The 25,978-nt window shown below is 40.6% G+C and carries 20 protein-coding genes; 17 read left to right on the forward strand and 3 right to left on the reverse strand.

Going from position 1 to position 25,978, the window contains the following annotated elements; all coding sequences use genetic code 11:
- Positions 1-79 precede the first annotated feature (79 nt).
- Positions 80-697 carry a LysE family translocator gene (locus PSR9079_RS19335; RefSeq protein WP_149982906.1) on the reverse strand — a complete coding sequence of 206 codons (618 nt, stop codon included), beginning with the start codon at positions 695-697 and terminating at the stop codon, positions 80-82.
- A 294-nt stretch (positions 698-991) separates the two neighbouring features.
- Between PSR9079_RS19335 and PSR9079_RS19340 the strand changes: the two genes are divergently transcribed.
- The 5 genes from PSR9079_RS19340 to ihfA all read left to right on the forward strand — a co-directional run bounded on the left by PSR9079_RS19340 (position 992) and on the right by ihfA (position 6,588).
- Positions 992-2,047 (forward strand): DUF2066 domain-containing protein, encoded by a 1,056-nt coding sequence (locus PSR9079_RS19340; protein ID WP_149982907.1) that lies wholly within the window; start codon positions 992-994, stop codon positions 2,045-2,047.
- On the forward strand, positions 2,047-2,757 hold the full coding sequence (gene hda / locus PSR9079_RS19345; protein ID WP_179959227.1) for a DnaA inactivator Hda: 711 nt from the start codon (positions 2,047-2,049) through the stop codon (positions 2,755-2,757). The genes PSR9079_RS19340 and hda overlap by 1 nt, the downstream gene beginning before the upstream one ends.
- A gap of 151 nt (positions 2,758-2,908) precedes the next feature.
- Positions 2,909-3,889, forward strand: a complete 981-nt coding sequence (pheS, locus tag PSR9079_RS19350; protein ID WP_145241591.1) for a phenylalanine--tRNA ligase subunit alpha — start codon at positions 2,909-2,911, stop codon at positions 3,887-3,889.
- 15 nt (positions 3,890-3,904) lie between these two features.
- Positions 3,905-6,292 (forward strand): phenylalanine--tRNA ligase subunit beta, encoded by a 2,388-nt coding sequence (gene pheT, locus PSR9079_RS19355; protein WP_149982908.1) that lies wholly within the window; start codon positions 3,905-3,907, stop codon positions 6,290-6,292.
- A gap of 2 nt (positions 6,293-6,294) precedes the next feature.
- The gene (gene ihfA / locus PSR9079_RS19360) at positions 6,295-6,588 is read left to right on the forward strand and encodes an integration host factor subunit alpha (RefSeq protein WP_016707763.1); all 294 of its coding nucleotides are present in this window, start codon (positions 6,295-6,297) and stop codon (positions 6,586-6,588) included.
- 58 nt (positions 6,589-6,646) lie between these two features.
- On the opposite strand, the gene PSR9079_RS19365 is transcribed toward ihfA, so the two are convergent.
- Positions 6,647-7,447, reverse strand: a complete 801-nt coding sequence (locus PSR9079_RS19365) for a DUF2989 domain-containing protein (RefSeq protein ID WP_149982909.1) — start codon at positions 7,445-7,447, stop codon at positions 6,647-6,649.
- Positions 7,448-7,623: 176 nt separating this feature from the next.
- Between PSR9079_RS19365 and PSR9079_RS19370 the strand changes: the two genes are divergently transcribed.
- The 10 genes from PSR9079_RS19370 to radD all read left to right on the forward strand — a co-directional run bounded on the left by PSR9079_RS19370 (position 7,624) and on the right by radD (position 19,880).
- Positions 7,624-9,066 carry a glyceraldehyde-3-phosphate dehydrogenase gene (locus PSR9079_RS19370; protein WP_145241596.1) on the forward strand — a complete coding sequence of 481 codons (1,443 nt, stop codon included), beginning with the start codon at positions 7,624-7,626 and terminating at the stop codon, positions 9,064-9,066.
- 209 nt (positions 9,067-9,275) lie between these two features.
- The gene (locus tag PSR9079_RS19375) at positions 9,276-10,406 is read left to right on the forward strand and encodes a M14 family metallopeptidase (protein WP_149982910.1); all 1,131 of its coding nucleotides are present in this window, start codon (positions 9,276-9,278) and stop codon (positions 10,404-10,406) included.
- Positions 10,407-10,775: 369 nt separating this feature from the next.
- On the forward strand, positions 10,776-12,281 hold the full coding sequence (locus tag PSR9079_RS19380) for an alanine/glycine:cation symporter family protein (RefSeq protein ID WP_149982911.1): 1,506 nt from the start codon (positions 10,776-10,778) through the stop codon (positions 12,279-12,281).
- Positions 12,282-12,462: 181 nt separating this feature from the next.
- Positions 12,463-12,789: a hypothetical protein gene (locus PSR9079_RS19385; RefSeq protein ID WP_149982912.1), complete on the forward strand. Its 327-nt coding sequence runs from the start codon at positions 12,463-12,465 to the stop codon at positions 12,787-12,789.
- A gap of 1 nt (position 12,790) precedes the next feature.
- Positions 12,791-13,072, forward strand: a complete 282-nt coding sequence (locus PSR9079_RS19390) for a YeaC family protein (RefSeq protein WP_016707757.1) — start codon at positions 12,791-12,793, stop codon at positions 13,070-13,072.
- Entirely contained in the window at positions 13,062-15,746 is a 2,685-nt protein-coding gene (locus PSR9079_RS19395) for a DUF349 domain-containing protein (protein ID WP_149982913.1), read from the forward strand. Before PSR9079_RS19390 ends, PSR9079_RS19395 begins: the two co-directional genes overlap by 11 nt.
- Before the next feature lie 95 nt (positions 15,747-15,841).
- Positions 15,842-16,396: a YceB family lipoprotein gene (locus PSR9079_RS19400; protein WP_149982914.1), complete on the forward strand. Its 555-nt coding sequence runs from the start codon at positions 15,842-15,844 to the stop codon at positions 16,394-16,396.
- 263 nt (positions 16,397-16,659) lie between these two features.
- Positions 16,660-17,430 carry a hypothetical protein gene (locus tag PSR9079_RS19405; RefSeq protein WP_149982915.1) on the forward strand — a complete coding sequence of 257 codons (771 nt, stop codon included), beginning with the start codon at positions 16,660-16,662 and terminating at the stop codon, positions 17,428-17,430.
- Positions 17,431-17,737: 307 nt separating this feature from the next.
- Complete coding sequence (locus PSR9079_RS19410) at positions 17,738-18,040, forward strand: H-NS family nucleoid-associated regulatory protein (protein WP_149982916.1); 303 nt, start codon at positions 17,738-17,740, stop codon at positions 18,038-18,040.
- A gap of 82 nt (positions 18,041-18,122) precedes the next feature.
- Positions 18,123-19,880 (forward strand): DNA repair helicase RadD, encoded by a 1,758-nt coding sequence (gene radD / locus PSR9079_RS19415; protein ID WP_149982917.1) that lies wholly within the window; start codon positions 18,123-18,125, stop codon positions 19,878-19,880.
- A gap of 21 nt (positions 19,881-19,901) precedes the next feature.
- On the opposite strand, the gene PSR9079_RS19420 is transcribed toward radD, so the two are convergent.
- The gene (locus tag PSR9079_RS19420) at positions 19,902-20,237 is read right to left on the reverse strand and encodes a ribonuclease E inhibitor RraB (RefSeq protein ID WP_149982918.1); all 336 of its coding nucleotides are present in this window, start codon (positions 20,235-20,237) and stop codon (positions 19,902-19,904) included.
- Between the two features lie 207 nt (positions 20,238-20,444).
- Between PSR9079_RS19420 and PSR9079_RS19425 the strand changes: the two genes are divergently transcribed.
- Both PSR9079_RS19425 and tamB read left to right on the forward strand, forming a co-directional pair.
- Complete coding sequence (locus tag PSR9079_RS19425) at positions 20,445-22,127, forward strand: autotransporter assembly complex protein TamA (protein WP_246175615.1); 1,683 nt, start codon at positions 20,445-20,447, stop codon at positions 22,125-22,127.
- Positions 22,127-25,813, forward strand: coding sequence for an autotransporter assembly complex protein TamB (gene tamB, locus PSR9079_RS19430; RefSeq protein WP_149982920.1), 3,687 nt, complete (start codon positions 22,127-22,129; stop codon positions 25,811-25,813). Before PSR9079_RS19425 ends, tamB begins: the two co-directional genes overlap by 1 nt.
- Positions 25,814-25,978 lie beyond the last annotated feature (165 nt).

Genomic DNA, 25,978 nt, shown 5'->3' on the forward strand with positions numbered 1-25,978 from the left:
CTGATGTAAAAGAGATATAAATTTAGCGCGCAATATTCAGTCGTGAATATTGCGCGTGAGTCGTGTGCTTAGTTGGCCGCTAACTAACTGCTAACCAAATACCAACCGCGACCATCAAACTACCAGCGATGCGGTTCATCCACTTGATATTGTCACCTTGGTTTAAAAACAGCCGTAAACTTTTACCGCCAGTGGCATAGAGCATCATGCAAGTGAATTCGCTGAGCATAATGATGGCGACTAACATACTCAATTGTGGCGCAATCGCGTAGTCAATATTTATAAACGGCGGTAGCAGGGAAATCATAAACGCCCAGCCTTTAGGGTTAGCAATCGCGGTGATAAAGCCTTGTGAGAATAGCGCTTGGCGAGATACTTTTAATTTACTGTCTGCGCCTAATTTGATGGTTGCTTTTGCTCGCCACATTGAAATGCCAATGTAGACTAAATAACTTGCACCGAGCCATTTTAATACGTTAAATAGTGTCGGGTAGTTGAGCATGATACTTGCCACCCCTGCGACTGCTGCAACAGCCACAATAGCAACGCCAAGTAATTCGCCAATCATCATCCACATAGTTCTGCGCACGCCAATACTCATTCCTAAGGTCATGGCTAAAGTCATACACATCCCAGGTGTAATAGAGACAAAAAAGAAGGTGGGTATAAATACCCCCAGCACTGCGAAGTCGAGCATGTAAGCATCCGTTAGTTGCTGCAATAGAATGCGCAATAGTAATGGTTTTCGAAAGCGTTAGAAACTAATTTGGGATAGTTAAGCGCAATTATGAGATTGTTAGCACCCGGGATAAAGCTCCGGTTTATCACTTATTCGTAAGCTAATTGCGATCCCTATAGAGGATGCCGCTGTGATCTTCTGTGTATTGATTACAAACACTTATTTGTAAGTGGGTTTTAACAAATATATTTTTGCTTTGTTGGGTGCTTTGAATTAGGATCAAATCAGTTTAAAACCAAGAACTAATGCCCTGTGTCTAGATTATTTATTGCTATTACCACCATTTTCCTAAGTTTCACTGCAACTGCGGTTGAAGTTACTGATCTATATCAGGACGTATTAAAAGTATCTGACAAATCTCGCGATGCTCGACTCAGCGCCAGCCGCGAAGCGTTGCTAAATGTACTGGTTAAGGTCAGTGGCGATCCAAATGCGGACAAAAACCCAACGGCTCAGCGACGTAGTAAAGATATATCAGATTACATGCTCAAATTTGAATACGACGAAAAAGCCAATGGTCAGCTTAACCTCGTGGTTAAATTTGAAGCAAACAAAATCAACGCACTCGTCAAAGAACTTAATTTACCATTGTGGGGGACGCGTCGTCCGCTGGTGGCTATTTGGCTTGCCATTGAAGATAACTGGCGTCGCGAACTTGTTACCCAAGAAAGCTATCCGCAGTTAGAGCAACTAATTTATAGCACCGCAGCGCGACGTGGTTTGCCTGTCGTGGTGCCATTACTTGATTTACAAGACCGTGCATTAGTGGGAATACCTGAAGTGTGGGGAAATTTCTCTACGCCAGTCGAGCAGGCATCAAGCCGCTATAGTGCAGAGCGCAGTATTACTGCGCGTTTATACAAACAACCTGACAGTGAGGTTTGGCTGTTGGATTGGCGTTTTACTAACGATGAGCTGTTTGAAGCAAACAGAGTAACCGGTGATAAACAACAAGCCATAGCCTTAATGATTGACAGTTTAGCAGCAGGCTTGGCCAATGAATATGCGGTTGATCCAAATTCTACAACGCAACTTGCCCAAGCGGTGTTTAAATTAAAAGGCACCACTAACTTTGTCGATATAGAGCTTGCTAAACGTCAGCTACAGAGCTTAAGCGTGGTTACCCAAGTGACAATTCGTGCTCGTACCGCTGATATGGTTAGTTTTGCGATAAATCATACTGGCAGTATGCATGATTTACAAAAAGCCTTAGAGCTCGACCGCGCTTTTCAACCCTTTGTTGACCCTCGTGCGTTTTATCCTGTGACAGCGCAAGACGATTTAGAATATCAATGGGTTGGTTTGTAATGCCGGCAATGGAGCCGGTGCAAATGGCATTGCCGGTGACGTTACCGGATGATGAAACGTTTGCCTCTTATTTTGGTGGTGAAAATTCACTGGAAGTGAGTCATTTAAAAAATGCCTTTAAAAGTTTAGCAACCACTTTTCAATATACTTATTTGTGTGGCTTAGGGGATTCAGGTAAATCGCATTTACTGTATGCAACCTGTATTCATGCTCAAGAGCATGGTTTATCAACTATGCTGCTATCAATGCGCGAAGTGATTGATTTTGGTCCTATGGTGCTCGATGGTTTAGATGCCCTTGATGTGCTGTGTATTGATGACGTGCACTTAGTGGCAGGTAACGATGCGTGGGAAAAAGCGTTGTTTAATTTTTTTAACCGTTTTAACGAACCGGGTAAGTGCTTGGTAGTGACAGCGGATCTGTTACCAGACATGCTAAATATTAGCCTGCCGGATCTTGAGTCACGATTAAAATGGGGTACGACATTTCAAATCCGTTCTATGAGTGATGATGATAAAGCCGAAGCCTTAGTAAAGCGCGCCAATATGCGCGGTTTAGAGCTTAGTGATGAATGTGCGCGCTTTTTATTAACGCGTTTGAGTCGTGATATGCGAGCGTTACTTGATGTGCTTGATAAACTTGACCATGCCTCGATGGCTGCACAACGTAAATTGACAATTCCTTTCATAAAATCCACTCTAAAACTCTAGTTTTCTCTACAAAATCGTTTAACTTCCCATTTTACTTAACCAGAATGGGAAAGAATTCAATAAGATTGGTATAAGGTCTGGAATCTAGCCATTGCTTTCAGTTATCATTAGCTATTACTTAAATCACCTTCTGTGACAGATCAGGTATCGAATGAACTTAGAAAATATATTAGCGCAAGCACTTGAGGCGGTCGCCAGTGCCAGTGAAATCGCGCAGCTTGAAGATATCAGGGTTAACTACCTTGGTAAAAAAGGCGAAATCACGAATCTATTAAAAACCCTTGGTAAAATTGCCCCTGAAGAACGCAAAGAAGCAGGCCAAGTAATTAACCAAGCTAAGCAAGATGTACAAGTTGCGATTAACGACAAGCGCGAATTATTAGCAAGCAAAGCCCTTGAAGAGAAATTAGCCGCTGAAACAATCGATGTAACATTACCCGGTCGTGTTATGCCAACAGGTGGTTTACACCCTGTGACGCGTACCATTGAGCGGATTGAGAGCTTTTTTGGCGAATTAGGTTTTGCGGTTAAATCTGGCCCAGAAGTAGAAGATGATTTTCATAACTTCGACGCGCTAAATATTCCTGAGCATCACCCAGCGCGTGCTGATCACGATACCTTTTACTTTAACCCAAAACTGGTGTTGCGTACGCAAACCAGTGGTGTGCAAATTCGCACCATGGAAGCTGAGCAACCGCCGCTGCGTATTATTTCTCCAGGGCGTGTATATCGTAACGATTACGACCAAACACATACGCCGATGTTCCATCAGGTTGAAGGGTTGATGGTTGATACTGATGTAAGCTTTACTGAGCTTAAAGGTATTTTGCACGATTTCTTGCGTAACTTTTTTGAAGAAGATATGGAAATTCGTTTTCGTCCTTCATTTTTCCCATTTACAGAGCCTTCAGCGGAAGTTGATGTGATGGGTAAAGACGGAAAATGGTTAGAAGTATTAGGTTGCGGAATGGTGCACCCTAACGTGCTTAAATCAGTGGGAATTGATCCAGAGAAATACACTGGTTTTGCCTTTGGTATGGGTGTAGAGCGTTTAACCATGCTGCGTTATGGTGTAAATGACTTACGTGCGTTTTTCGAAAACGATTTGAAATTCCTTAATCAGTTCCGTTAAGAGTGAAGAAATAACATGAAATTTAGTGAAAAGTGGTTAAGAGAGTGGGTTAATCCTGCAATTGACACGCAGGCTCTTTCGGAACAGTTATCGATGGCCGGCCTTGAGGTAGATGGCGTAGAGCCCGCTGCGGCAGAATTCTCTGGCGTTGTTGTCGGTGAAGTAGTTGAATGTGGTCAGCATCCTGATGCAGATAAACTTCGTGTAACTAAAATCAATGTCGGTGGCGATGAGCTATTAGATATTGTATGTGGTGCGCCAAATTGCCGTTTAGGTATCAAAGTTGCAGTAGCTATGGTTGGCGCTGTATTACCGGGCGATTTTAAAATTAAAAAAGCCAAACTACGTGGTCAACCGTCTCACGGCATGCTGTGTGCATTCGTGGAGCTGGGTATTAGCGAAGAAGGCGACGGTATCATGGAGTTGCCACTTGATGCACCAGTGGGCACAGACTTACGTGAATACTTAAGCCTTGATGACAACATTATTGATGTTGATTTAACCCCGAATCGTGGTGACTGTTTAGGTATTAAAGGCATCGCTCGTGAAGTGGGCGTACTTAACAGTATTGATGTTAAAGCCCTAGAGATACCAGCGGTTGCAGCAACTATTGATGATAAAGTATCAATTGAACTAGTAAACGATGAAGCCTGCCCACGTTATTTAGGGCGTGTGATCAAAGGTATCAACCTTGACGCCACAACACCACTTTGGATGGTTGAGAAGCTTCGTCGTAGTGGCGTGCGCGCAATTGACCCTGTGGTTGATGTAACTAACTATGTGTTACTTGAACTTGGCCATCCAATGCATGCTTTTGATTTAAATGCGATTGAAGGCGGTATCAAAGTACGTAGCGCCCATGCTGGTGAAGAGCTGGTATTACTAGATGGTAATACTGCTAAGTTAAATGAATCTACCTTAGTAATAGCCGACCATAACAAAGCGCTGGCGATTGCCGGTATCTTTGGCGGTGAGCAATCAGGCGTTACCGAGCAAACAACGGATATTCTATTAGAAAGTGCGTTTTTTAATCCAGTTGCTATCGCAGGGCAAGCCCGTAGCTATGGTTTACACACAGATGCATCGCATCGTTATGAACGCGGTGTGGATTTTGCGCTGCAACATGATGCAATAGAACGTGCAACTGCGTTGTTACTTGAGATTGTAGGCGGTCAAGCAGGCCCTGTAGTTGAAGCTGTTGCAAAAGATAAGCTTCCTAAGGTCACTGAAGTACGTCTTCGTCGTGCGCGTTTAGACCGTGTTATTGGTCATCATATTGAAGATGCGAAAGTAACCGACATTTTAACCCGTTTAGGGTTTGATGTGAAAATTGTCGATGGTGTGTGGAGTGCAGATGTACCAAGCTACCGTTTTGATATCCGTATCGAAGAAGATCTAATTGAAGAAGTTGCTCGCGTATATGGTTACAACAGTATTCCAAACGTAGCACCGACTGCTAAATTAAAAATGACCACTCATAACGAAGCCAATATTGCAGTGAGCAAATTTCGCAATACGTTAGTGACTCGTGGTTATCAAGAAGCGATCACTTACAGCTTTGTTGATCCTAAAGCACAGGCTATTTTACACCCAGACAGTGACGCGCTTATTTTGCCACATCCAATTTCGATTGAAATGTCGGCAATGCGTGTGAGCCTTATGCCAGGTTTACTGGCATCAGTAATGTATAACCAAAACCGCCAGCAGCCACGTATTCGTTTATTTGAGCATGGCCTTAAATTTCTACGTGATGAAAACGCAGAGAATGGCGTAAATCAAGTTGCAGTTATCGGTGGTGCTATTACTGGTCTGGCACATGGTGAACATTGGGTTGAAGAAAAGCGCACCGTTGATTTTTATGACTTAAAAGGTGACGTTGAAGCATTACTTTCATTAACCAATGATATAACGCGTTTTGAAATCAAAGCAGAGCAATCAGATGGCTTACATCCGGGCCAATCTGCGGTGATTTATGTTGAAGGTAAAAAGGTTGGTTTCTTTGGTGCTATTCATCCTCAAGTACAAAAATCGTTAGATATCAATAATGCGACTTACGTGTTTGAAATTGAAATGTCAGCCATTGAAAAAAGAAATTTACCAGAGGCTGTAGGGGTTTCGAAGTTCCCTTCAAACCGCCGCGACATCGCTATTTTAGTGGAAGATCAGGTGAAATCTGGCGACATTTTATCAGTGATAGAAAAAGTTGGCGGAAATCAATTGGTTGACCTAAACTTATTCGATGTGTATAAGGGCAAAGGTATTGAGCCAAATTATAAGAGTTTGGCGATTGCTCTAACACTGCAAGCGGTTGATAGAACACTCGAAGAGAAAGATATCAATCTAGTAGTTGATAACGTGGTGGCCGCACTGGCCGAACAGTTTAATGCATCGTTGAGGGACTAGATATGGCGCTTACTAAAGCCGACATAGCTGAACACCTATTTGAAAAATTGGGGATCAATAAAAAGGATGCCAAAGATTTAGTTGAAGCGTTTTTTGAAGAAATCCGCTCAGCGCTTGAAAAAGGCGAGCAGGTTAAGCTCTCTGGATTTGGTAACTTTGATCTTCGTGACAAGAAAGAAAGGCCTGGCCGTAACCCGAAAACTGGGGAAGATATCCCTATTTCGGCACGACGTGTCGTCACCTTTCGACCTGGTCAAAAGCTCAAAACTCGTGTTGAAGTTGGTACGAGCAAATAAATTAAAAAAGGCAGCGTCAGCTGCCTTTTTCTTTTCTATAAACTAAGTTTGAACGCGATTAAAAATCCCGTGGTGAAACAAACTGCCCAGCTTGAATACTGTCGTAGGTTTGCTGTGCGAGGGTATCTAATCCGCTGAGACTTTTTCCTGTTGCTGTTAGCTGCTGTTCAATTGGGAATATTTCAACATTGGTTATCCCAGAAAGCTGCGCAATTTTTGCAAAAGTATAGGCATGCTTATATTTTTCCTGCTTATAAAACAAACTGGTCAATGTGGTGAATATTTCGGGGTTTGGAGTTTGCTCAGCTTTGTTTAGCTCTAACGTTTTATACAGTAAGTCTATGGTCTTATCTTCATCAAACTTAATATAGTAGCTGGCTAAGAAAAACTGGATTTCAGCGTCCTCAGTGACACTAGGATCGTTTTCAAGCGCAAGTAATTTAGTCAGGGCTGATTGGTCATTATTGCGTGACCAGTGATAATACAACAACCCAGGGTGGTTAGTATTTTTGGTATCTTGAAATAATCGTGTCATTTCCTTGATACTGGTTAAATGCGCTTCAACGCGGGAGGTGGTTTTTTCTTTTAACTTGATATGCTCAATTTTTGCCGCCAGCGATACGCATCTATCGTATTTTTCAAAACCCTTTAATAATAAATATTTGTTATCGTCAGTCGGTTGTTTGTATTCATGGTAACGCGCCATGATCACATCAGCACGCTGTGCTTTACAGTGACTATCGGTATTTAAATCATTACATAAACCTGGAGTTTCTTTACACACCTTTGCAAGTGTCAACGGTTCTTCACACCCAGTTAATGCCAACAAACTCAGTAAAACACTTGCTCTTAGTAACATCCCTTAACCTCACCTTAATAATTACCTTGTTATTCTAGCGTAATGAATTGATCTCTAACAGTGGAGAATAAAGTTAGTTTAAATTAGAATAGCGAAGCCCACTGAGGCGTGTTGCTCTCAAAATTCAATACGTCTTATGGCTATCCGTTCAAAAATTGTTTAATTAGGTAAATAAAATGACCTCATCTCACGAGTTAGAATACACAAATAGTTGGCAAGAACGCCAAGATTACGCAGAAAGCATGCAACCTATCATTGGTAAGCTTTATCGTAATCGTGGTATTGAAATCGCGGTATATGGCCGTCCTCTCGTCAATGCCAGTACAATTGATATCATCAAATCTCACAAAACAGTGGCGCAGTTTGAAGGCACTAAACTACGTTTACGCGAAAGCTTTCCGTTTTTAGAAGCTATTAGCAAAATGGATTTAAACTCTGCCCGTATCGATATTGGTAAACTGGCTTATGGTTATTTATTTAACGATGTTGCAAATGGTCGTTCTATCGAAGAATATTTAAACGACGAGTTAGCTGAAATTGTAAACTCACAAGCCAAAGAGCCACGCGATGTAGTGTTATATGGTTTTGGTCGTATCGGTCGTTTACTAGCGCGTTTGTTAATTGAAAAATCAGGTCCTTATGCGGATTTACGCTTACGTGCAATCGTTGTTCGTGGTGGTAAAGACGGCGACCTTGAAAAGCGTGCTAGCCTATTACGTCGTGATTCAATTCATGGTCCTTTCAATGGTTCAATCACCATTGATAAAGAACGTAATGCAATAAAAGCCAATGGTAGCTACATTCAGGTGATCTATGCTAACTCTCCAGATGAAATTGACTACACAGCATATGGTATTGAAAACGCATTGATCGTCGATAATACGGGGATCTGGAAAGACGAAGCTGGCCTTGGCTTACATTTAAAATCAAAAGGCGCTGCAAAAGTACTATTAACAGCACCGGCGAAAGGCAATATCAAAAACATCGTATATGGTGTTAATAACCACGATATCAAACCGGAAGATAAAATTGTTTGTGCAGCAAGCTGTACTACCAACGCAATCACACCAACATTAAAAGCACTTAATGATAAGTTTGGTATTAACAATGGTCACGTTGAAACAGTTCACTCGTACACTAATGACCAAAATTTGATTGATAACTACCACAAAGCAGATCGTCGTGGCCGTGCCGCAGCACTTAATATGGTGATCACTGAGACTGGCGCAGCTAAAGCTGTTTCAAAAGCATTACCAGAACTTGAAGGCAAATTAACGGGTAACGCAATCCGTGTACCTACACCGAATGTGTCTCTGGCTATTTTGAACTTAAACCTTGCGACCAGCACCACGGTTGAGGAGTTAAACTCGTTCTTACGCCATGCTGCTCTGCATTCAGAGTTACGCGACCAAATTGATTACACGGCCTCTACTGAGATTGTGTCTACCGATTTAGTCGGCAGTCGTTATGCGGGTGTAGTTGATTCAACCGCCACTATCGTTGATGACAACCGTATTGTACTTTATGTTTGGTACGATAATGAGTTTGGTTACAGCTGCCAAGTTGTGCGTTGTATGCGCGATATGGCCGAGGTTTCATTCCCAAGCTTGCCACGTTAATCGGTAATAGCTTAAAAATCTTTACAAAAAGCCAGCATTCGCTGGCTTTTTTAGTCATGAATGTTTTTTCAAAACCCAAGCCATGTGGTAGGCTGTCTCCAGTTTGCTACATTTTAATAACAATGCGTCCATTATAGTGAGGCGTTATTTAATTTCTAACTAACAAGCGATAAGTTAGCGATTAATTTTTCATATATAGGTTTAATAAAATGAAAATCACCAGTAATTTTGACAGTGGCAATATCAAGGTCATTGCCGCGACCGATCCACTTAATATTCAGCTTGAGATCAATAAAGATCATTTATCTGATTTTTTTCAGTGGTTCCATTTCCGTTTAGAAACAACACCTTTTCAAAGCCATAAATTACATATCAATAATCTTGAAAATTCAGCTTACCCTGACGGCTGGGAAGGTTATCAGGCAGTTGCATCATATGATCGCCAAACCTGGTTTCGTGTTCCTTCAAACTATGCTGATGGCACGTTATCATTTGAGATTGAGCCAGAATGTGGCTGTGTTTATTTTGCTTACTTTGCACCATATAGCTACGAGCGTCACTTAGACCTAATCACATGGGCACAAAGCCAAGAAGCCTGCCAGCTTGAAACCTTAGGTGAAACACTTGATGGCCGTGATATGAGCGTACTGCGCATTGGTGGCGAAAGTGATGAAAATAAGAAAACTATTTGGATAACAGCCCGTCAACATCCTGGCGAAACGATGGCCGAATGGTTTGTTGAAGGTGTATTACATAAGTTATTAGATGATGAAGATCCACATGCAGCAGCATTGTTATCAAAAGCGGTATTTTACATCGTACCGAACATGAACCCTGATGGCAGCGCTCGCGGGCATTTACGTACTAACGCAAAAGGAGTTAACTTAAATCGTGAATGGCAAACTCCAAGCATGGAAAATAGCCCAGAAGTATATTTAGTGCTAAATAAAATGCGTGAGACCGGTGTTGATATGCACCTTGATATTCACGGAGATGAAGCGATTCCATATAACTTTGTAGCCGGTAGTGAAGGTATCCCAAGCTATGATGCACGCTTAAAAGACTTAGAAGACAGTTTTAAAGCGGCATTGCACATAGTGACTCCTGAGTTTCAAGATGTCCACGGTTACCCGAAAGATGAGCCAGGTCAAGCCAATCTAACGGTGGGGTCATCAGCTGTTGCAGAAGAATTTAAAGCGCTTGCTTATACGGTTGAAATGCCATTTAAGGATAACGATGGTTTACCAGATCCTGATTATGGCTGGTCAGATCGCCGTTCATATCAATTTGGCCAAGACACCTTGGCTGCGATTGTTAACGTAGTAGATAAATTAAGATAACGCGTTTGTACTAAGGGCATCATTCATATCGATGCCCTTAGTTTTTTTAATCGCGATGAATGGCATTAGCGACGCTAATAAAGCGATGATATTTGTTTAATGTGTTACTTAAATCTTTTCCAAGCTCTGTTCGAGCCGTATATTTAAGTTACCTGCATAAAACCACGTAGGGTTAATTAAGTTTTACAAGTAGTTGTTTTGAAAATTAAGTGTTAACAAACTTAGATCGTTTAAGTTAATATTCAAAAAGTTGCAGGGGAGGTAGTAATGTTGTTACCTTATTTCCCATAGCCATATGTCGCGCATTCTGATTAGCTACAGCAGAGTATCGTAACTAGAAAATAATAAATATAACTATAGAGGATATCCATGGAAGCTTTTGTAAGCGCTGTTAATGATGTTGTTTGGAGTAATGCACTCATCTATTTATGCCTAGGCGCAGGCTTGTTCTATTCTGTATTAACCCGATTTGCTCAAGTTAGACATTTTAAAGAAATGTGCAAATTACTATTTAGCCCTAACACCTCAGATAAAGGGATCTCATCTTTTCAAGCATTGGCTGTGTCGTTATCTGGACGAGTAGGGGTTGGTAATATAGCCGGTGTAGCGGCAGCAATTGGCTTTGGTGGCCCTGGTGCTATTTTTTGGATGTGGATAGTGGCTTTTCTAGGGGCAAGTACCGCGTACGCCGAATCTACATTAGGGCAAATTTATAAAACAGAAGAAGATGGCCAATATCGCGGCGGCCCAGCATATTATTTTGATCGCTGTTTAGAACAAAAATGGCTGGCGATTTTATTTGCCGTGTCGGCAATTATTGCATGTGGTGTTTTTCTGCCGGGCGTGCAAGCCAATGCTGTTGGCAACGCGTTTACCCAAGTGTTTGGTGATGGCACTATGGTCACAACGAGTTTTGGTGAAGTCGGTAGCTTTAAATTGGTTGCTTTGGCAATTATTCTTATTGTTTTAGCGTTTATTATCTTCGGTGGTATTAAGCGTATTGCTAACTTTACTCAAATTGTGGTGCCATTTATGGCGTTAGGCTACATAGTATTAGCTTTAATCGTGGTATTTTTAAATATCGATAAAGTACCTGATATCTTCTCTTTAATCATAACAGATGCGTTTACCGCACAGGCCGGTTTTGGTGCCGCTATTGGTTGGGGTGTAAAACGTGGTATTTATTCTAACGAAGCTGGTCAAGGTACCGGACCGCATGCAGCTGCAGCGGCCGAAGTTGATCACCCAGCCCAACAAGGTTTAGTGCAAGCTTTTTCTGTTTATGTTGATACTATTTTTGTTTGTACTGCGACAGCATTAATGATTTTAATTACCCAGCAATACAATGTAGTGGGTGAATTACCAGCAGGGCAATTTATTGTACAAAACGTTGATGCTGCAACTGAAGTTGGTTCAGCTGCTTTCACGCAAATGGCTTTATTCAGTGTGTTTGGTGGTTTTGGTGAAGCATTTGTTGGTATTGCATTGTTCTTCTTCGCTTTTACTACAATACTTGCTTATTACTATATTGCTGAAACCAATATTGCATATTTAAATCGTTATTTTAAAGGCACTATTCCGCTTGTGATGGTGAAATTTGTGATTATGTTTATGGTGTCATATGGTATGGTAAACAGCTCTGGTTATATCTGGAGTATTGGTGACATTGGTGTGGGTTTAATGGCTTGGATAAATATATTGGGCATTTTATCAATATTCTTTGTGGCTAGACCTGCGCTATTATGTTTGCGCGATTACGAAGATCAGAAGAAAAAAGGGGGAGATATCACATTTGACCCTGTTAAGTTAGGGATCAAAAACGCTATTTTTTGGGAAAAGCGTCTCGCAAAACAATCAAAAGATTCTCAGTTATAGGATTGAGTGGCGTAATCAGAGGTGTTTTGGTTATTGTAAAAATTAGATACTCGTTGTTTTTCGGATCTCAGCTCTTGGCTGCAATTGAAAAAAGACAACGACAAATAAAACACGTACAATAAAGGGCGCCGCAAGGCGCCTTTTTTATGCGTAGATTTTTATGCGAAGTATGGAGAAAGATATGGCAATTGTTCGTTGTCCTAGTTGTAATAAGTCAATATCCGATAAACACCAACAGTGCCCTCACTGTGAGAATAATGTAGCGCAGCTTGATGACGAACAACGTCAACAGCTAGCGCGCGAAAAACGCATTCAAAAACAGCAAATGTTTATGAATCACTCTTTTTTTGCTCTACTGATATTTTTAGGTGGATTCTTTAGTTTATACTTTTTACATCCAGAACCTGAAACTCCATCGTGGTACGCATGCTCCGCAGCCATTGCAATCGGTTGTATTTGGTATTTAATAAACCGCGTTATTTTAGTGACTTTAAAAAAGAAAAAATGACATGAACATCGATAATCTCGTAAAAACAATTACCCCAGAATTATTCGAACGCCTCCAGTATGGTGCCGCAACAGGTAAGTGGCCTGATGGCACGGTACTCAGTGACGAGCAAAAGCAGCAGACAGTGCAATTAGTCATGCTTTACCAAGCAAAAGTAGCGCAAACAAATGAGCAATTCACCATCGGTTCTAATGGTGAAATGGTGCAAAAAACCAAAGCACAATTGCAAAAAGAATTTACCGCAGACAACGAAATAGCAAGGTTTAGTGAACATGATCTTTAAACACCTTTTTACCCCGAAGTGGAAGCACCCAAAGCAACAAGTACGTTTAGAGGCAATTGAAAAGCTAGATGTAGAGCGTGATGCGACGATTTTAAATGCATTAGCTCTGGAAGATAGTTCAGCAGAGATCCGTAAAAAAGCGCTTAATAAAGTCAATGATTTAGTGCTGTGGTGGCAGGCGTATAAACAAGATCAAAGTTTAAAAGAATTAGCAGAGCAGCATATATCAAATGCCGTACTAAGTGATGAAAGTAACTTATCTAGCCAAATTAAAAACGAATACATAGAGCGTTTTGCTCCGGTAAAAACGCTTGAAAAACTTGCATTTGCAGAAAAAGAACTGCAAGTACGAGCGAAGCTATTAAAACGTTTGGCTAATCCTAAGTTAGTTGAAAAGGCGTTCAAAGAAGGTTCAAGCGAACTACAAGTGCACCTTGTTGAGCAAGTGATCACCCATCAATTAGTGAAAAGCTTAGTTAAGCATGCACATGATGAGGCAAAATTAGCCCTTGAGACGCATATAGAAAATGAGCGTTTAGCAATTGAAATGCCATTAAAAGTACAAAATGATACTCGTGTTATTTTGGCAAAACTTAATGCATTACGTGAAAAACAAGACTATGCGCTTGTTACTCAACAATATGGTGAGTTAACCCAGCAATGGCAGGCACTTGATCTAACTTGGTTAAATCCAGAACAACGCGAGACGGTTGCAAATAAATACACCGTACTAACCGAAAAATTAAATGAGTTAGTTAGTCAATTACAAGCTGTGCATGAGCAACAACAACAACGGTTAGCTCAGCAGCAACGACAATTATTGGCGTTGGCAAATTTAGAAGCGTTAAGTGATGAAATTGAAAATGCGCTACAAGTTGGTTTAGAAACACCAGAGCAAATACAACAAGATTGGTTGGAAGCTAAAGTTGCGCAAGCACAGGAAACACTGACACAAAGCGAACTGCAAGACGGCGGGCAAAAAAACCAAGTGACTGGCAGATTAACAAGTTTGTTTAAGCAAGTAGCTAAATTGCCAGAGCTTAGTGAAGCGATCAGGGTTTTTAAAACTTTATTAAAAGACTTGAGCAGTATCAACACTGACGATATTGACCAAGCAAATTATGATGAGGCTAATCGCCAATTTAAGCAGACGTATAAAGCGGCGAATGCATCTTTAGCTCAGTTACCTAAGCCGTTACAAGGGCCTTTTAAAGCACAATTAAATGAGCAACAACAACGCTGGAATAAAGCTGTTGCACCTATTAGTGATACATTAACAAAAAATCAGCAACAAGCTACTCGCAAAGGACGCGATGTTCAGCGCCTTATTGAACAAGGCCGTTTTAATGTTGCATTTGGTGTGTTTAAAGGCTTTATTGAGCTGTATGAAACGTTAACTCCAGTTAGTCAGCAAAGTCTTGAAAAAGTCAAAGCAGATCTTGAGCAGCAGTTAGAAAATGCTCGTGATTGGCAAAAGTATGCGTCTGCCCCTAAGCGTGAAGAGCTACTAACTGAAATTACCAGTTTGCTCAATCAACCTTGCACAGATGCCAAGGCGCGTGCAAACGAAGTGAAAACATTACGCCGTCGTTGGAATGAGCTTGGACGTTTAGATACCGAGCAAGAGCAGGCGCAAGGTAAAGAGTTTGATGACAAGATAGAGCTATTATTTGCACCATGTCGTGAACATTTTGCGCAACTTGAACAACAGCGCGAAACGACGAAACTTGAACGCGAAGCGATTATCACTCAGATGAAATCATTGGCTGATACTGATACGACGAGCGATGAGTTTGATTGGAAAGAGTTTGAAAGCCAATACAATCGTATCAATAAAGTATGGCGTAATGCTGGTAATGTAGAGCCAAAAGTATACCGTGCTTTGCAAACACAATATAAAGCGCAGCAACAGCAAGTATTCAATGCGTTGAATGCGTTTCATAAAAGCAACGCGGCAGCAAAAAATGCACTCGTTGAACAAGCACAGCAATTATCAGTAAGTGAAGACTTAGCTGATGCTTGTCAGCAGCTCAAAGAGCTGCAACAGCAGTGGCAGGGAATAGGCTTTGCAGGTGTAAAAGCTGAAAATGCATTATGGCAAAAATTCCGTCAATGCAACGATGTGACATTTGCTAAACGCAGTGAAGAGTTTGCTCAGCATAAACAGCAACAAGCCGCCGACAACGCAGTTATCGCAGCACAGTTGAGTGAACTTGAAGACGCATTACCAGCGGTCAATCAAAAAGCACAATTACTTGATTTACGCACTAAGTTAATTGCGCTTGAAGGGAGCAAAGAACTAAATAACCGCATGCAAAAGCTATTAGCTAACATTGATGGTAAATTAGCCGTGCTGACAGAGCAAGCAGCACAGGCTGATTTTAGCGCTTTATTTAATGCGCTTGAAAACCAGCAAGCAATCCCTGCACAATGGCACGGTAATGCTGATACGCATTTAACCATTACGCAACTGATGTTAAGAATGGAAATTCTAGCTAATGTTGCCAGTCCTGAGGGATCACCTCGTATGGCTGAGCAGGTTGCAATGCTTGACGATAAGCATCGCGGTGAACAAGCTGATCTACATTATTACTTAAAACAGTTATTGGCTCTGGCTCAAGGTTCAGTTGATGCTGACACACTAGGACGTTTAAAAGCGGTATTTAGCATTTAAATAATCTAGGGCGCTGCAGATTAAATAAAGCCGCCGTTGTGCGGCTTTTGTTTTTATTTGGTTTTTGACGATAATATTATAGTAAAGGAAAAACAATGAAGTATATTTTATTAATTAGCTGTTTATTACTCTCTGCTTGTAACACCACGAACGGCGTATCTGTTTATTCATTTACTAGCAGCGAAATTGAAACAGCACTTAACCAGCAATTACCAAAACTTAGTGAAAAAGTCAGCTTGATGGGGTTACCTGTACAGTTTAATGTGAATGATTTAAGCGTAAATGTCGGCCCTGATAATCGTGATGTAATCGTATTAGGTGCAGATTCGAGTGCTGTTATAAATGCTTTCGCACTTAAATACCCAGTGCGTCTGAAGCTGCAAATAGAAGGTGCGCCATTTTATGATAGTGAGAAAAAAGCGGTATTTCTACGGAATGTAAAATTGCTTGATTCAACTATCGACGCGGGCGGTTTTAAGGGAAACCTAGCGGTGCTTGATGATGAAGCAATGAAAGTTATTAACGGATTTTTAGCTGTAAACCCAGTCTATAGATTAAATATGAATGATCCTAAGGTTGCGCTATTAAGTAAATTACCTTTAGATATGAAAGTAGAGCAGGGCGCAATTAAATTAGTACCTAGCATTTAAACTAATATTATTCAGATGGTTAAAGCCCTGCACGTACAGGGCTTTTTTGTATCTATAAGGTTATTATTAAATATTAGCACTATTACTGCGGCTTAATTTACAAGAGGAGGCACACGCTGTAAGGGCTCCTGTTTATAACCGTCATCGAGATATAAATTAAAAGAATAATTTTACTATATAGGTACAAGTTGTGTGTTTAATCGACTATACTGATTGTTAGTTAAACACCCTTAATTGCCTTCTTTATGGATAAAGAGCCTATTATGAAAAAATGTAACGTGATATTCAGTGCAACGATGATAGCTGTATTCTCGGTTGTAGCTTTTGCTAATGAGCCCGATTTAAATTCTAATCCTTTTCTTGCAGAACATTCAGCGCAACCGCAGGGCGCTCAGGTGTTTTCTTTTACAGAAACGCCAATTGAACTGCACGAACATGATAAAATTAATACAGCCCAAGATACAGGCTATTTACGGCTTGCTTTAGAGACTAAAACCAATGGTTTTGCGTTAGTGGACACATCTCAGATCAAAGATATTGAAAAAGTGATTGCAGAGCACAAAAATGGCCATGAACTATTTCTGCGCACCTTAAAACCTGAAATCATGGCGGCGCAATCAACCGCAGACCAAACTAATTTGTCGCAGCAATTTGCAGGAGACACAGTTGCTTTAGATAATATATTGTTGCAACAAGAATTTACTGTTATGAGTAAAACCGTTGGCGGAAATTTTATTGCCGGTAGCGGTTGGGATCAGTTAACTCAGATTGTCAAGAATGATACGTTTGGTACTGTGATTATAAAAATGTTTAGTTTTAGTCAAAGCAGTGGCGTATATATTGATGCGGACGCGGTGAATTATTATGTAAATAGCAATCCTGGGGTCCTTTATGTACTTAAAGACAATAGCGATAATGTGTACACGAGTTTATCTTGGGCTGACGAAAAGCAATCCTATTTTATTGGTCTTGAAAAAAACATTAATGATATTGGTTTAGCGGGGCGGTTTAAAACGCTAATAACGTCGATGTAGTTGTATTATAAAGTGATCAAATGATTTTATGTAATTGCGAAAATATTGAGATGAACGTTCGTTTTAAAATAAAGCGATTACATACTATTTATGTTAATTAAGCATGTTAAGTATATTTTTCAGCGCTGATAAAGTGAATAATAAACCACTTAACTTTAATAAATGACTATACTAATCTTATTGATTAATCTTAGTTTAAATAAAATCCTTAAAAACTGCTTAATCAGCTTGGCCTATTTTAAAGAATAGGCTTATAATTTAGTTGAATCATATCTAATTTATAACTTTACAACTTAGTGAGTAAAAAATGAAAGAAGTTAAAGCTTTTATTAAATCAGCGAGTCTATCAGACTTAGAAAAAGCACAGGCATTACTTGGCGATGCGATTGCAAAATATACGCAGCAGCAGCAAGCGAAACAAGAAGTACTTGATCTGTTAAAAGCAAAAGGTCTTACTCTTGATGATCTTCAAGACGGTGCCAATGATAAACGCACAAAAGTAATGCCTAAATACCGTATTGAGTTTGAGGGTGAAATTGTTGAATGGACTGGCCGTGGTAAACGCCCTAAAGCATTCCAAGGTGTTGAACTTACCGACCACTTAGCTTAATACTGTAGGGGGTGTATACCCCCTCTTTATTTATAAAATAGTTATTACCCCATTATTTGTTGACCCCTTCGAAGTTGCCACTATGACGTATGTACTACGACCCTATCAACAAGAAGCGGTTGATCGCACTGTCGCTCATTTTCGTAAAACCTCAGATCCTGCTTTAATTGTATTACCTACGGGTGCAGGTAAAAGCTTGGTGATCGCTGAGTTAGCGCGAATTGCCAGAAAGAAAATTTTAGTACTTGCCCATGTCAAAGAGCTTGTTGAGCAAAATGCTGAAAAATATAAAAGCTTTGGCCTTCAGGCGAGTATTTTTTCTGCGGGTTTAAAACAAAAGTCATTGCTACACCAAGTAACGTTTGCCAGTATCCAATCGCTGTCACGCAATCTTGAGCAACTTAACGAACATTATTCGTTAGTGATCATAGATGAATGTCACCGTGTCAGTGGTGAGCAAGATAGCCAGTACCAAAAAGTGATCGTTGCGCTAAAAGCATATAATCCGCAGTTAAAAGTACTTGGACTTACCGCTACGCCTTATCGTATGGGAATGGGCTGGGTTTATTATCGTCATTATCATGGTTTTGTTCGAGGCGATAAAGCGAGTCCATTTCGAGAATGTATTTTTGAACTACCCCTGCGTTATATGATCAAGCATCATTATTTGACTGCGCCAAAGGAAGTGGATGCGGCGATCAGTCATTATGATTTTTCTTCTTTACAAAGTGATTCCTTCGGACGCTATACAGCCGATGATATGAACCAGTTGCTAGAAAAGCATAGCAGAGCAACCAAAGCTATTATGCAGCAAGTTATTCAGTACAGCGAGCAACGCCAAGGGATCATGATTTTTGCTGCGACCGTACTGCATGCAAAAGAAGTCTATGGTTATTTGCCTGAACAACAAACGGCTTTGATCACCGGGGATACTCCTAACGCTGAACGTGACCGTATTATTATGGAATTTAAGCAGCGCCGACTAAAGTATTTAGTCAATGTATCGGTGCTCACCACCGGGTTTGATGCGCCTCATGTTGATTTTATTGCTATTTTACGCCCGACAGAGTCGGTTAGTTTATACCAACAAATTGTTGGTCGAGGCCTGCGTTTAAGCGAAGGGAAAACCGAGTGTTTGGTAATTGATTATGCAGGTAATGGCTTTGACTTATTTTACCCCGAAGTAGGAAGTAAAAAAGGCGATAGTGATAACGAGCCTGTACAAGTACTTTGCCCGGGTTGTGGTTTTGCCAATATATTTTGGGGAAAAACCGATACACAAGGTAAAGTGATTGAGCATTTTGGCCGTCGCTGCCAAGGTTTACTTGAAGATGATGATGGCTCAAAAGAGCAATGTGATTACCGTTTTCGCTTTAAAGAATGTGAAGCGTGTGGTGCGCAAAATGATATTGCCGCACGTCAGTGCCAATCTTGCCATGAGGTAATGGCTGATCCTGATGATAAACTACGTGCTGCATTAAATTTAAAAGATGCATTGGTATTACGTTGCAGTGGTTTAAGTGTTGTTAGCCTTGCAAATAACGAACATATTATTAAAGTTACTTATTATGATGAAGATGGTGCTAGTTGCGATGAAATTTATGATTTCTCAAAGTCCGGCGCCCGTTATGCGTTTAATAAACAATTTGCTCAGCGTACTGCTAATGGTCAAACACCCACAGAATATAAGTCAGCTGGACAAGTTATTGCTGGACAGATGCAGCTTGTTGCACCGGATTTTGTTATTGCTAGAAAGAGTAAAAAATATGGCTGGAAGGTTGCCGATAAACTATTTGATTATCAAGGTAACTTCAGAAAGGCAAATCAGCTAAGCTATTAATAAGCTTAACTGATTTTAGATTTAGGCGTCGTCGCCATCCATTAATCCCCAGCCATCACCATAACCGTTATAGCCATTTGCAATACTTTCTAAATATTGCTCTGTTTGGCCAAGTAAAGTGTGATCTGGCACCATCTCGACCTGAGTTACCACTTCCCAAATACCCGTGTCTGTGCATTGCACTAATTCGGTGGCAGGGGAGAGTTCATCTTCGGCTATCGCGGTGGCAAACTTTTCGGCATCTACTTTTTGCTCAAATAAAATATAGAAATCAATTTTGTGCATCTGGGTCAAATCTATACCCGCAGCGGCGATTTCAGCTAAAAGTTGGCCATTGTCATCATCAGGAAAGTGCATTTAAAAACTCAATAAAATTATTTCAAATTAGTATCGACTATTGTAACCAAAATAAAGCACATAAGCGTACTAATTTTCACATTTGAGTTACTGCGTGAAGTGACTTCAATATGGTACTATTTCAATAATTATCGGTAAATTGTTTTTAAGTAAGGAAATTACTTGCCTAGTTGGATATTAACTCGCTTTGCGGTTGTTTTATTTTTATTGTTTTCGTTTCATGTATTTGCAGCTGCGCAAGTGGTAACTAGTTATGAAATTAATGGTATTAAGGGCGATCTTGAAAAAAACGTTGCGCTGTACTTAAAACAATTAGAAGGTGACATTGCAACCAGTACTTTGTTAAGTCATGCAAAAAAACAAGTGGCGAGTAGTTTAAAAGCACTTGGTTATTATAAACCGACCATTAAGTTAAATTATAATAATGAAACACAAACCTTAGTGGCCACTATTGAGCGCGGACCTGTAACACGAATTGCAGACGTACGTATTACTGTCCAAGGTGATGGTAAAGATGACCCTCTACTCAAGCATAGCATCAGCACTATTAATTTAAATCAAGGGGATATTTTAAATCACAGTAACTATGATGCGGCGCGTAAAAAAATTGAAGGGCAATTGCTTGAGTTAGGATATTTTGATGTTAAATGGCTAGCACACCAACTCGCAATTTCATTAAAGAATAACAGTGCTGAAGTGATCCTAACGATCGACACCGGTGTTCGTTATCAATTTGGTGAGTTAGTTTTAGGTGAAGAAACTCGAGCTGAAAAATACATCCGTTCTATTGCAAAATTTCAGCAAGGTGAAGCTTATAAAGCAACCTTGGTATCTGAGTATAACTTAGCGCTTTCAACCACTCCTTATTTTGCCAGCGTACGTGTTTACGCTGATATTTCTAATCGTGCAAATAAGCAAGTGCCTATTAGGGTTGACGTGCTACACAAACCTGCCAATAGTTATGAAATAGGCGGCGGCTACAGTACAGATCTGGGGCCCAAAGTGCGTTTTAAATGGTCTAAGCCTTGGATCACTGAAAATGGCCACTACCTTGAAAGTAACTTAAATGTGTCACAGCGTCAGCAAGATATTTCACTTGGTTACACTGTCCCTGTTGATGATCCAAATGATGACTTATGGCGTTTTTCTGTTGGTTACAAGTTAGAAGATGAGTTAACTAACGACGTATACAGTAAAATTCTCACAGGGCAACTACAACGGCAATGGTTGACCAATGATAACTGGGTTCGTACCGCTTTTTTACGCCGCGATCGTGAAACATACCGAATTGGCGATACAGAGCAAAGCTCAAAAATGTTAATGCCCGGGCTCAGTTACGCTAAAAAAGTTACCGAGGGAGGCACAACACCATCATCAGGATATCAATGGCTGGTGTCGGCAGAGTTTGGCTTAAAGGACATGTTTTCAACCACTAATATCGTCAGAATGCAGATACAAAATGCTTGGTTGCAAACATACCTTGACCGACATCTGATTTTTTTAAAAGCAAATATTGGTGCAATGTTGGTTGATGGTATTGATAACGTACCATTTTCACTGCGTTTTTATGCTGGTGGTGATCAAAGCGTACGTGGTTTTGCATATCAATCAATATCACCTGAAGATGAAGCCGGTCGTTTGATTGGTGGTAAATATCTAATTACAGGTACTGTTGAATATAATTACCAGTTTGCAGAAAGTTGGCGAGCAGCCTTATTTGTAGACAGCGGTACAGCGACCAATGACTTTACTGACCGTGTAGAAGTGGGGGCTGGGTTTGGTATTCGTTATTTAACACCAGTAGGCCCTGTGAGAATTGATCACGCGTGGGGACTCACTAAAGAAAGTAACAGTACACGATTAAGTATTACCATAGGGCCTGAAATTTAATGTCAAGAATGAAAAAAATCATCACCGCACTCACAGTGTTTCTTGCCTCGGTATTCGTGCTGGTATTTTGTTTATTATTTACAGCACCGGGTAATCAGTTGATTGCCTATACCGCAAACAAACTAGTCGATGGCTTACACATAGATATTAACAATGGCCGTTTTTTATATAACGATTCATTTGATGTGCGGTTTCAACAAGGTGGCTTAGATTTTAATGCTAAAAACTTAAAACTCGATCTATATTGGTGGGGATGTGAAGGTATTTGCATCGAAAATATAAGTGCGCAGAGCATGGCACTGGTATTGCCCGATACTTCACAAAATTTAGCTGATGATGAAGCGACTGTTCCAGAGCAGCCAGTTGCCAGTAGTACTGATGAAATCAGTTTACCGATAGCAATTTCGATTAAACGTATCGCAATTGCATCGTTTAAGCTTGCTCATCCCAGCGCTGATGTCACAGTGACAAAATTTGCGCTGTCAGCCTCGGCAGAGCAATCCCTGGTGACGTTAAAATCACTCTCAATTGCTCAAGTTGATGTGCTGCTCAAAGAGACTCAATCACCTCCTAGCGAACCACTAACTGCACTTGCGGCGTTACCTGACATCCATTTTAGCTCGCCGCTTGCAGCAACACTTGAGCAATTATTGGTATCGAAAGTAACGATTGTACAGGGTGAGCAAAGTCATGAAATTACAGATATTAAAGGTGCTTTCTCAATTGCAAAAAACCAACTGATATTACCTTCATTCAGTGCTGACTATTTGCAATGGCATTTGAGTAGCCAATTAAAAGCCTCCTTAGTTGATGATACGCCGGTTACGGCAAAAATAACTATTAACAATCCAGAGCATCAGCTCAGTTTGGCTGTGGATGGTGATTTACACGATTTGCAACTAGATGTAGTCACCCAAGGGCAATATCCGCTAAGTGCAAAAATAAACGCAGATTTAAAAACGATAAACTTTCCTTTTTCAGTCAATGCAAATATTACTCAGTGGCAGCTTGAAGTAGATAACAACGCTTTAGAGATTAGTGATGTGCAGTTAGCCGGCAAAGGTAATGCTGATGATTATAAGTTACAGCTAATAGCACAAAGTCAGTTGGCGGCATACCCTAAGGTACAGTTAAAATCCTCTCTTAAAGGTGGCCTAACCCAGATCCACGTCGATGACTTGTCATTGTTAGCGAACGAGAGTAAAGCCACTATTACAGCTTCTGCGCGTTGGGATAAAGGTATTCATAGTGAGTTTTCAGGGCAATTAACTCATTTGAAAGCCCAGTACCTAACAGATGCGCTAACAAGTGATCTTTCAGGGCAATTTAACGGTGTTTTCAGTGCTAAGCAGCAGCAATGGCAGCTGAAAATGACCAATACTCAGCTAGCTGGTACGCTGAACGATATACCATTTAGCTTTGCCTCAGACTTTGATTTAAATAACTCACTGTATGCAAGCATTGACAAGTTTGAGCTTGCCAGTGGTGAGAATAAACTCACATTATCTGGTGATATTACTAAGCAGTGGAATATTAAAGGGCTGTTACATTTAAATAAAGCGCAGCAAAATGAACTCGAATTTACCGGTGTTGGTGAAGGTAAGCTTGCTATAACTGGGCAACGGTTGGAGCCGATAGTCAATCTAGATGTTGGCATCAGTCATTTAAGCTTTGCTGATATTGCGATTGAACATCTAGCGCTCAAAACAGACTTTAATTATGCCGCTGATTGGCAAACCAATGTGAGTTTAAAACTCACCGATGCGAGCGTATCTGGGCGTCATATCAACAGTTTTACTATAGCAGCTGCAGGTGATAAAGCTGATCATCAACTGCAACTTAATTTAGATGCCGCTGACGGAGAAGCTGAATTTGAAGTTGCTGGTAAATTTATTAATCAAGTATGGCAAGGCCGTGTCAGTGATGTATTACTTACTGATAATGTTATTCGTGTTAGCACACAACCGGCGGTTGCAATTGAATTTAATATCGACAATGGCGATTTTTCGGTGCAGCAACATTGCTGGAAAAGTGACAATAGCAAACTTTGCGTTGAGCAGCTTAGCCAAACTAACCAACAAGGTCAGTTTAAAGCGCAACTGGATAATTTTGATCTAGCCGAAATAAAACATTTATTACCTGAGAATATTATTACCGAAGGGGGCTTGAACGGCCAACTAAATGCGAATTGGCAAAACGCTCAATTACAAACTTTAACAGCAGCAATTAGCTCACATGATTTGGCGGCTACGCTTATAAATGAAGATAAACGCTATCGTTTACCAATAGAAACGTTTTCGCTTAACGCCACCGCGGGTCAACAAAATGCACAATTGCAGGCTCGTCTAAGCTCTAGTGTGATTGGTGATATCAGTGCTGACCTCAATGCTGAAGATTTAACTGGTCAGCAATTGCTTCGTGGTCAACTTATGATTGATAAGATTTTATTAACCGATTTACAGCCTTTTATGGGTACTCTAGAGCAATTAAAAGGCAGTATCAGCGGGCAAATTGCGTTAGCTGGCACGCTCAGTGCGCCATTGTTAAATGGTGAACTTGAGATTGCCGACGTGAATTTACAAGGCGAGCAACTTCCAGTCGCGATTGTGGATTCAAATATTAGTATCGCATTTGATAAAACCAAAGCGACCTTAGAGGGTCAGTTAAAAGATGCTGAAGGCGGTGACTTAGCACTGACCGGTGATATTGATTGGCAAGGGACTCAGCCTGCAGTTAACTTAGCGGTACTTGGTGAGCAGTTTTATGTGCGTGCGCAGCAAGGAGTGATTTTTAAGATCTCCCCAGACTTAAAAATAAGTTTAGTTGATCATGCTTTTAAACTAGCAGGGCAAGTGGTTGTCCCGTATGGTCGAATAGAAATCGAAGAGTTACCAGAAGGCGCTGTGCGAGTCAGTGATGATGAGATTATTATTGATAAGCAGACTAAGCAAACGCAAGCTGTGCCTTTTGATTACGATATAAACTTAAAGCTAATTGTTGAAAACGATGTGCGTATAAAATCTTTTGGTTTGGAGTCAAAAATTGAAGGTGATTTAGCGATTAAAATGGATCAACAAACGCCAATGATCACCACCGGTGAATTGAATTTACGACAAGGGACATATCGTTCATTTGGTCAAGATTTGATAATTCGCACCGGGCAAATTGGTTTTAGTGGCCCAATTGATAAGCCGTACTTAAATATTAAAGCGATCCGTAATCCAGCCAATACAGCTAATGATGTTATTGCCGGGATCACTTTAACAGGCAATATCGACCAGCCTGTATTCAAAGTGTTTTCAGAGCCAGCAATGGATCAAGCACAATCACTCGCTTACTTGTTAAATGGTCAACCATTAGGTGAAGGTGATAGCTCAACCGATGCGATGTTAACTCAGTTGTTGCTATCGCAAGGGGTGAGCCGCAGCGAAGGAATGGTTTCTAAAGTTGGTGAAACGTTTGGTTTATCTGATGTGAGTTTGAGCTCTAAGGGGAGCGGCGAGGAAACCAAAGTTGAAATTTCGGGTTACGTTGCGCCAGGCATTCAAGTGAAATACAGTGTGGGGATTTTTGACTCCCTTAGTGAAGTGGCTGTACGCTATCAGTTACTGTCGCAGTTATACATTGAAATCACCAGTGGCCTATATCAAAATGTTGATATTCTTTATAAATTCGATTTAGATTAATGGTCATGATGCATTGAGAGCCTATATTTTAGCTTATTTATTTTGTTTTTTTAGTGGCTTAGCTAACACGCAATTAAGTGTTAGCTAAGCCGAAGGTCATCCTTATCCTGCTGAGTTACTCGCACTGGTATTAAGTAAGTCTGCTATCACTATTGCGCAAGCTAA

The organism is Pseudoalteromonas rhizosphaerae (assembly GCF_902498845.1).
In the GTDB taxonomy this organism is placed as follows: domain Bacteria; phylum Pseudomonadota; class Gammaproteobacteria; order Enterobacterales; family Alteromonadaceae; genus Pseudoalteromonas; species Pseudoalteromonas rhizosphaerae.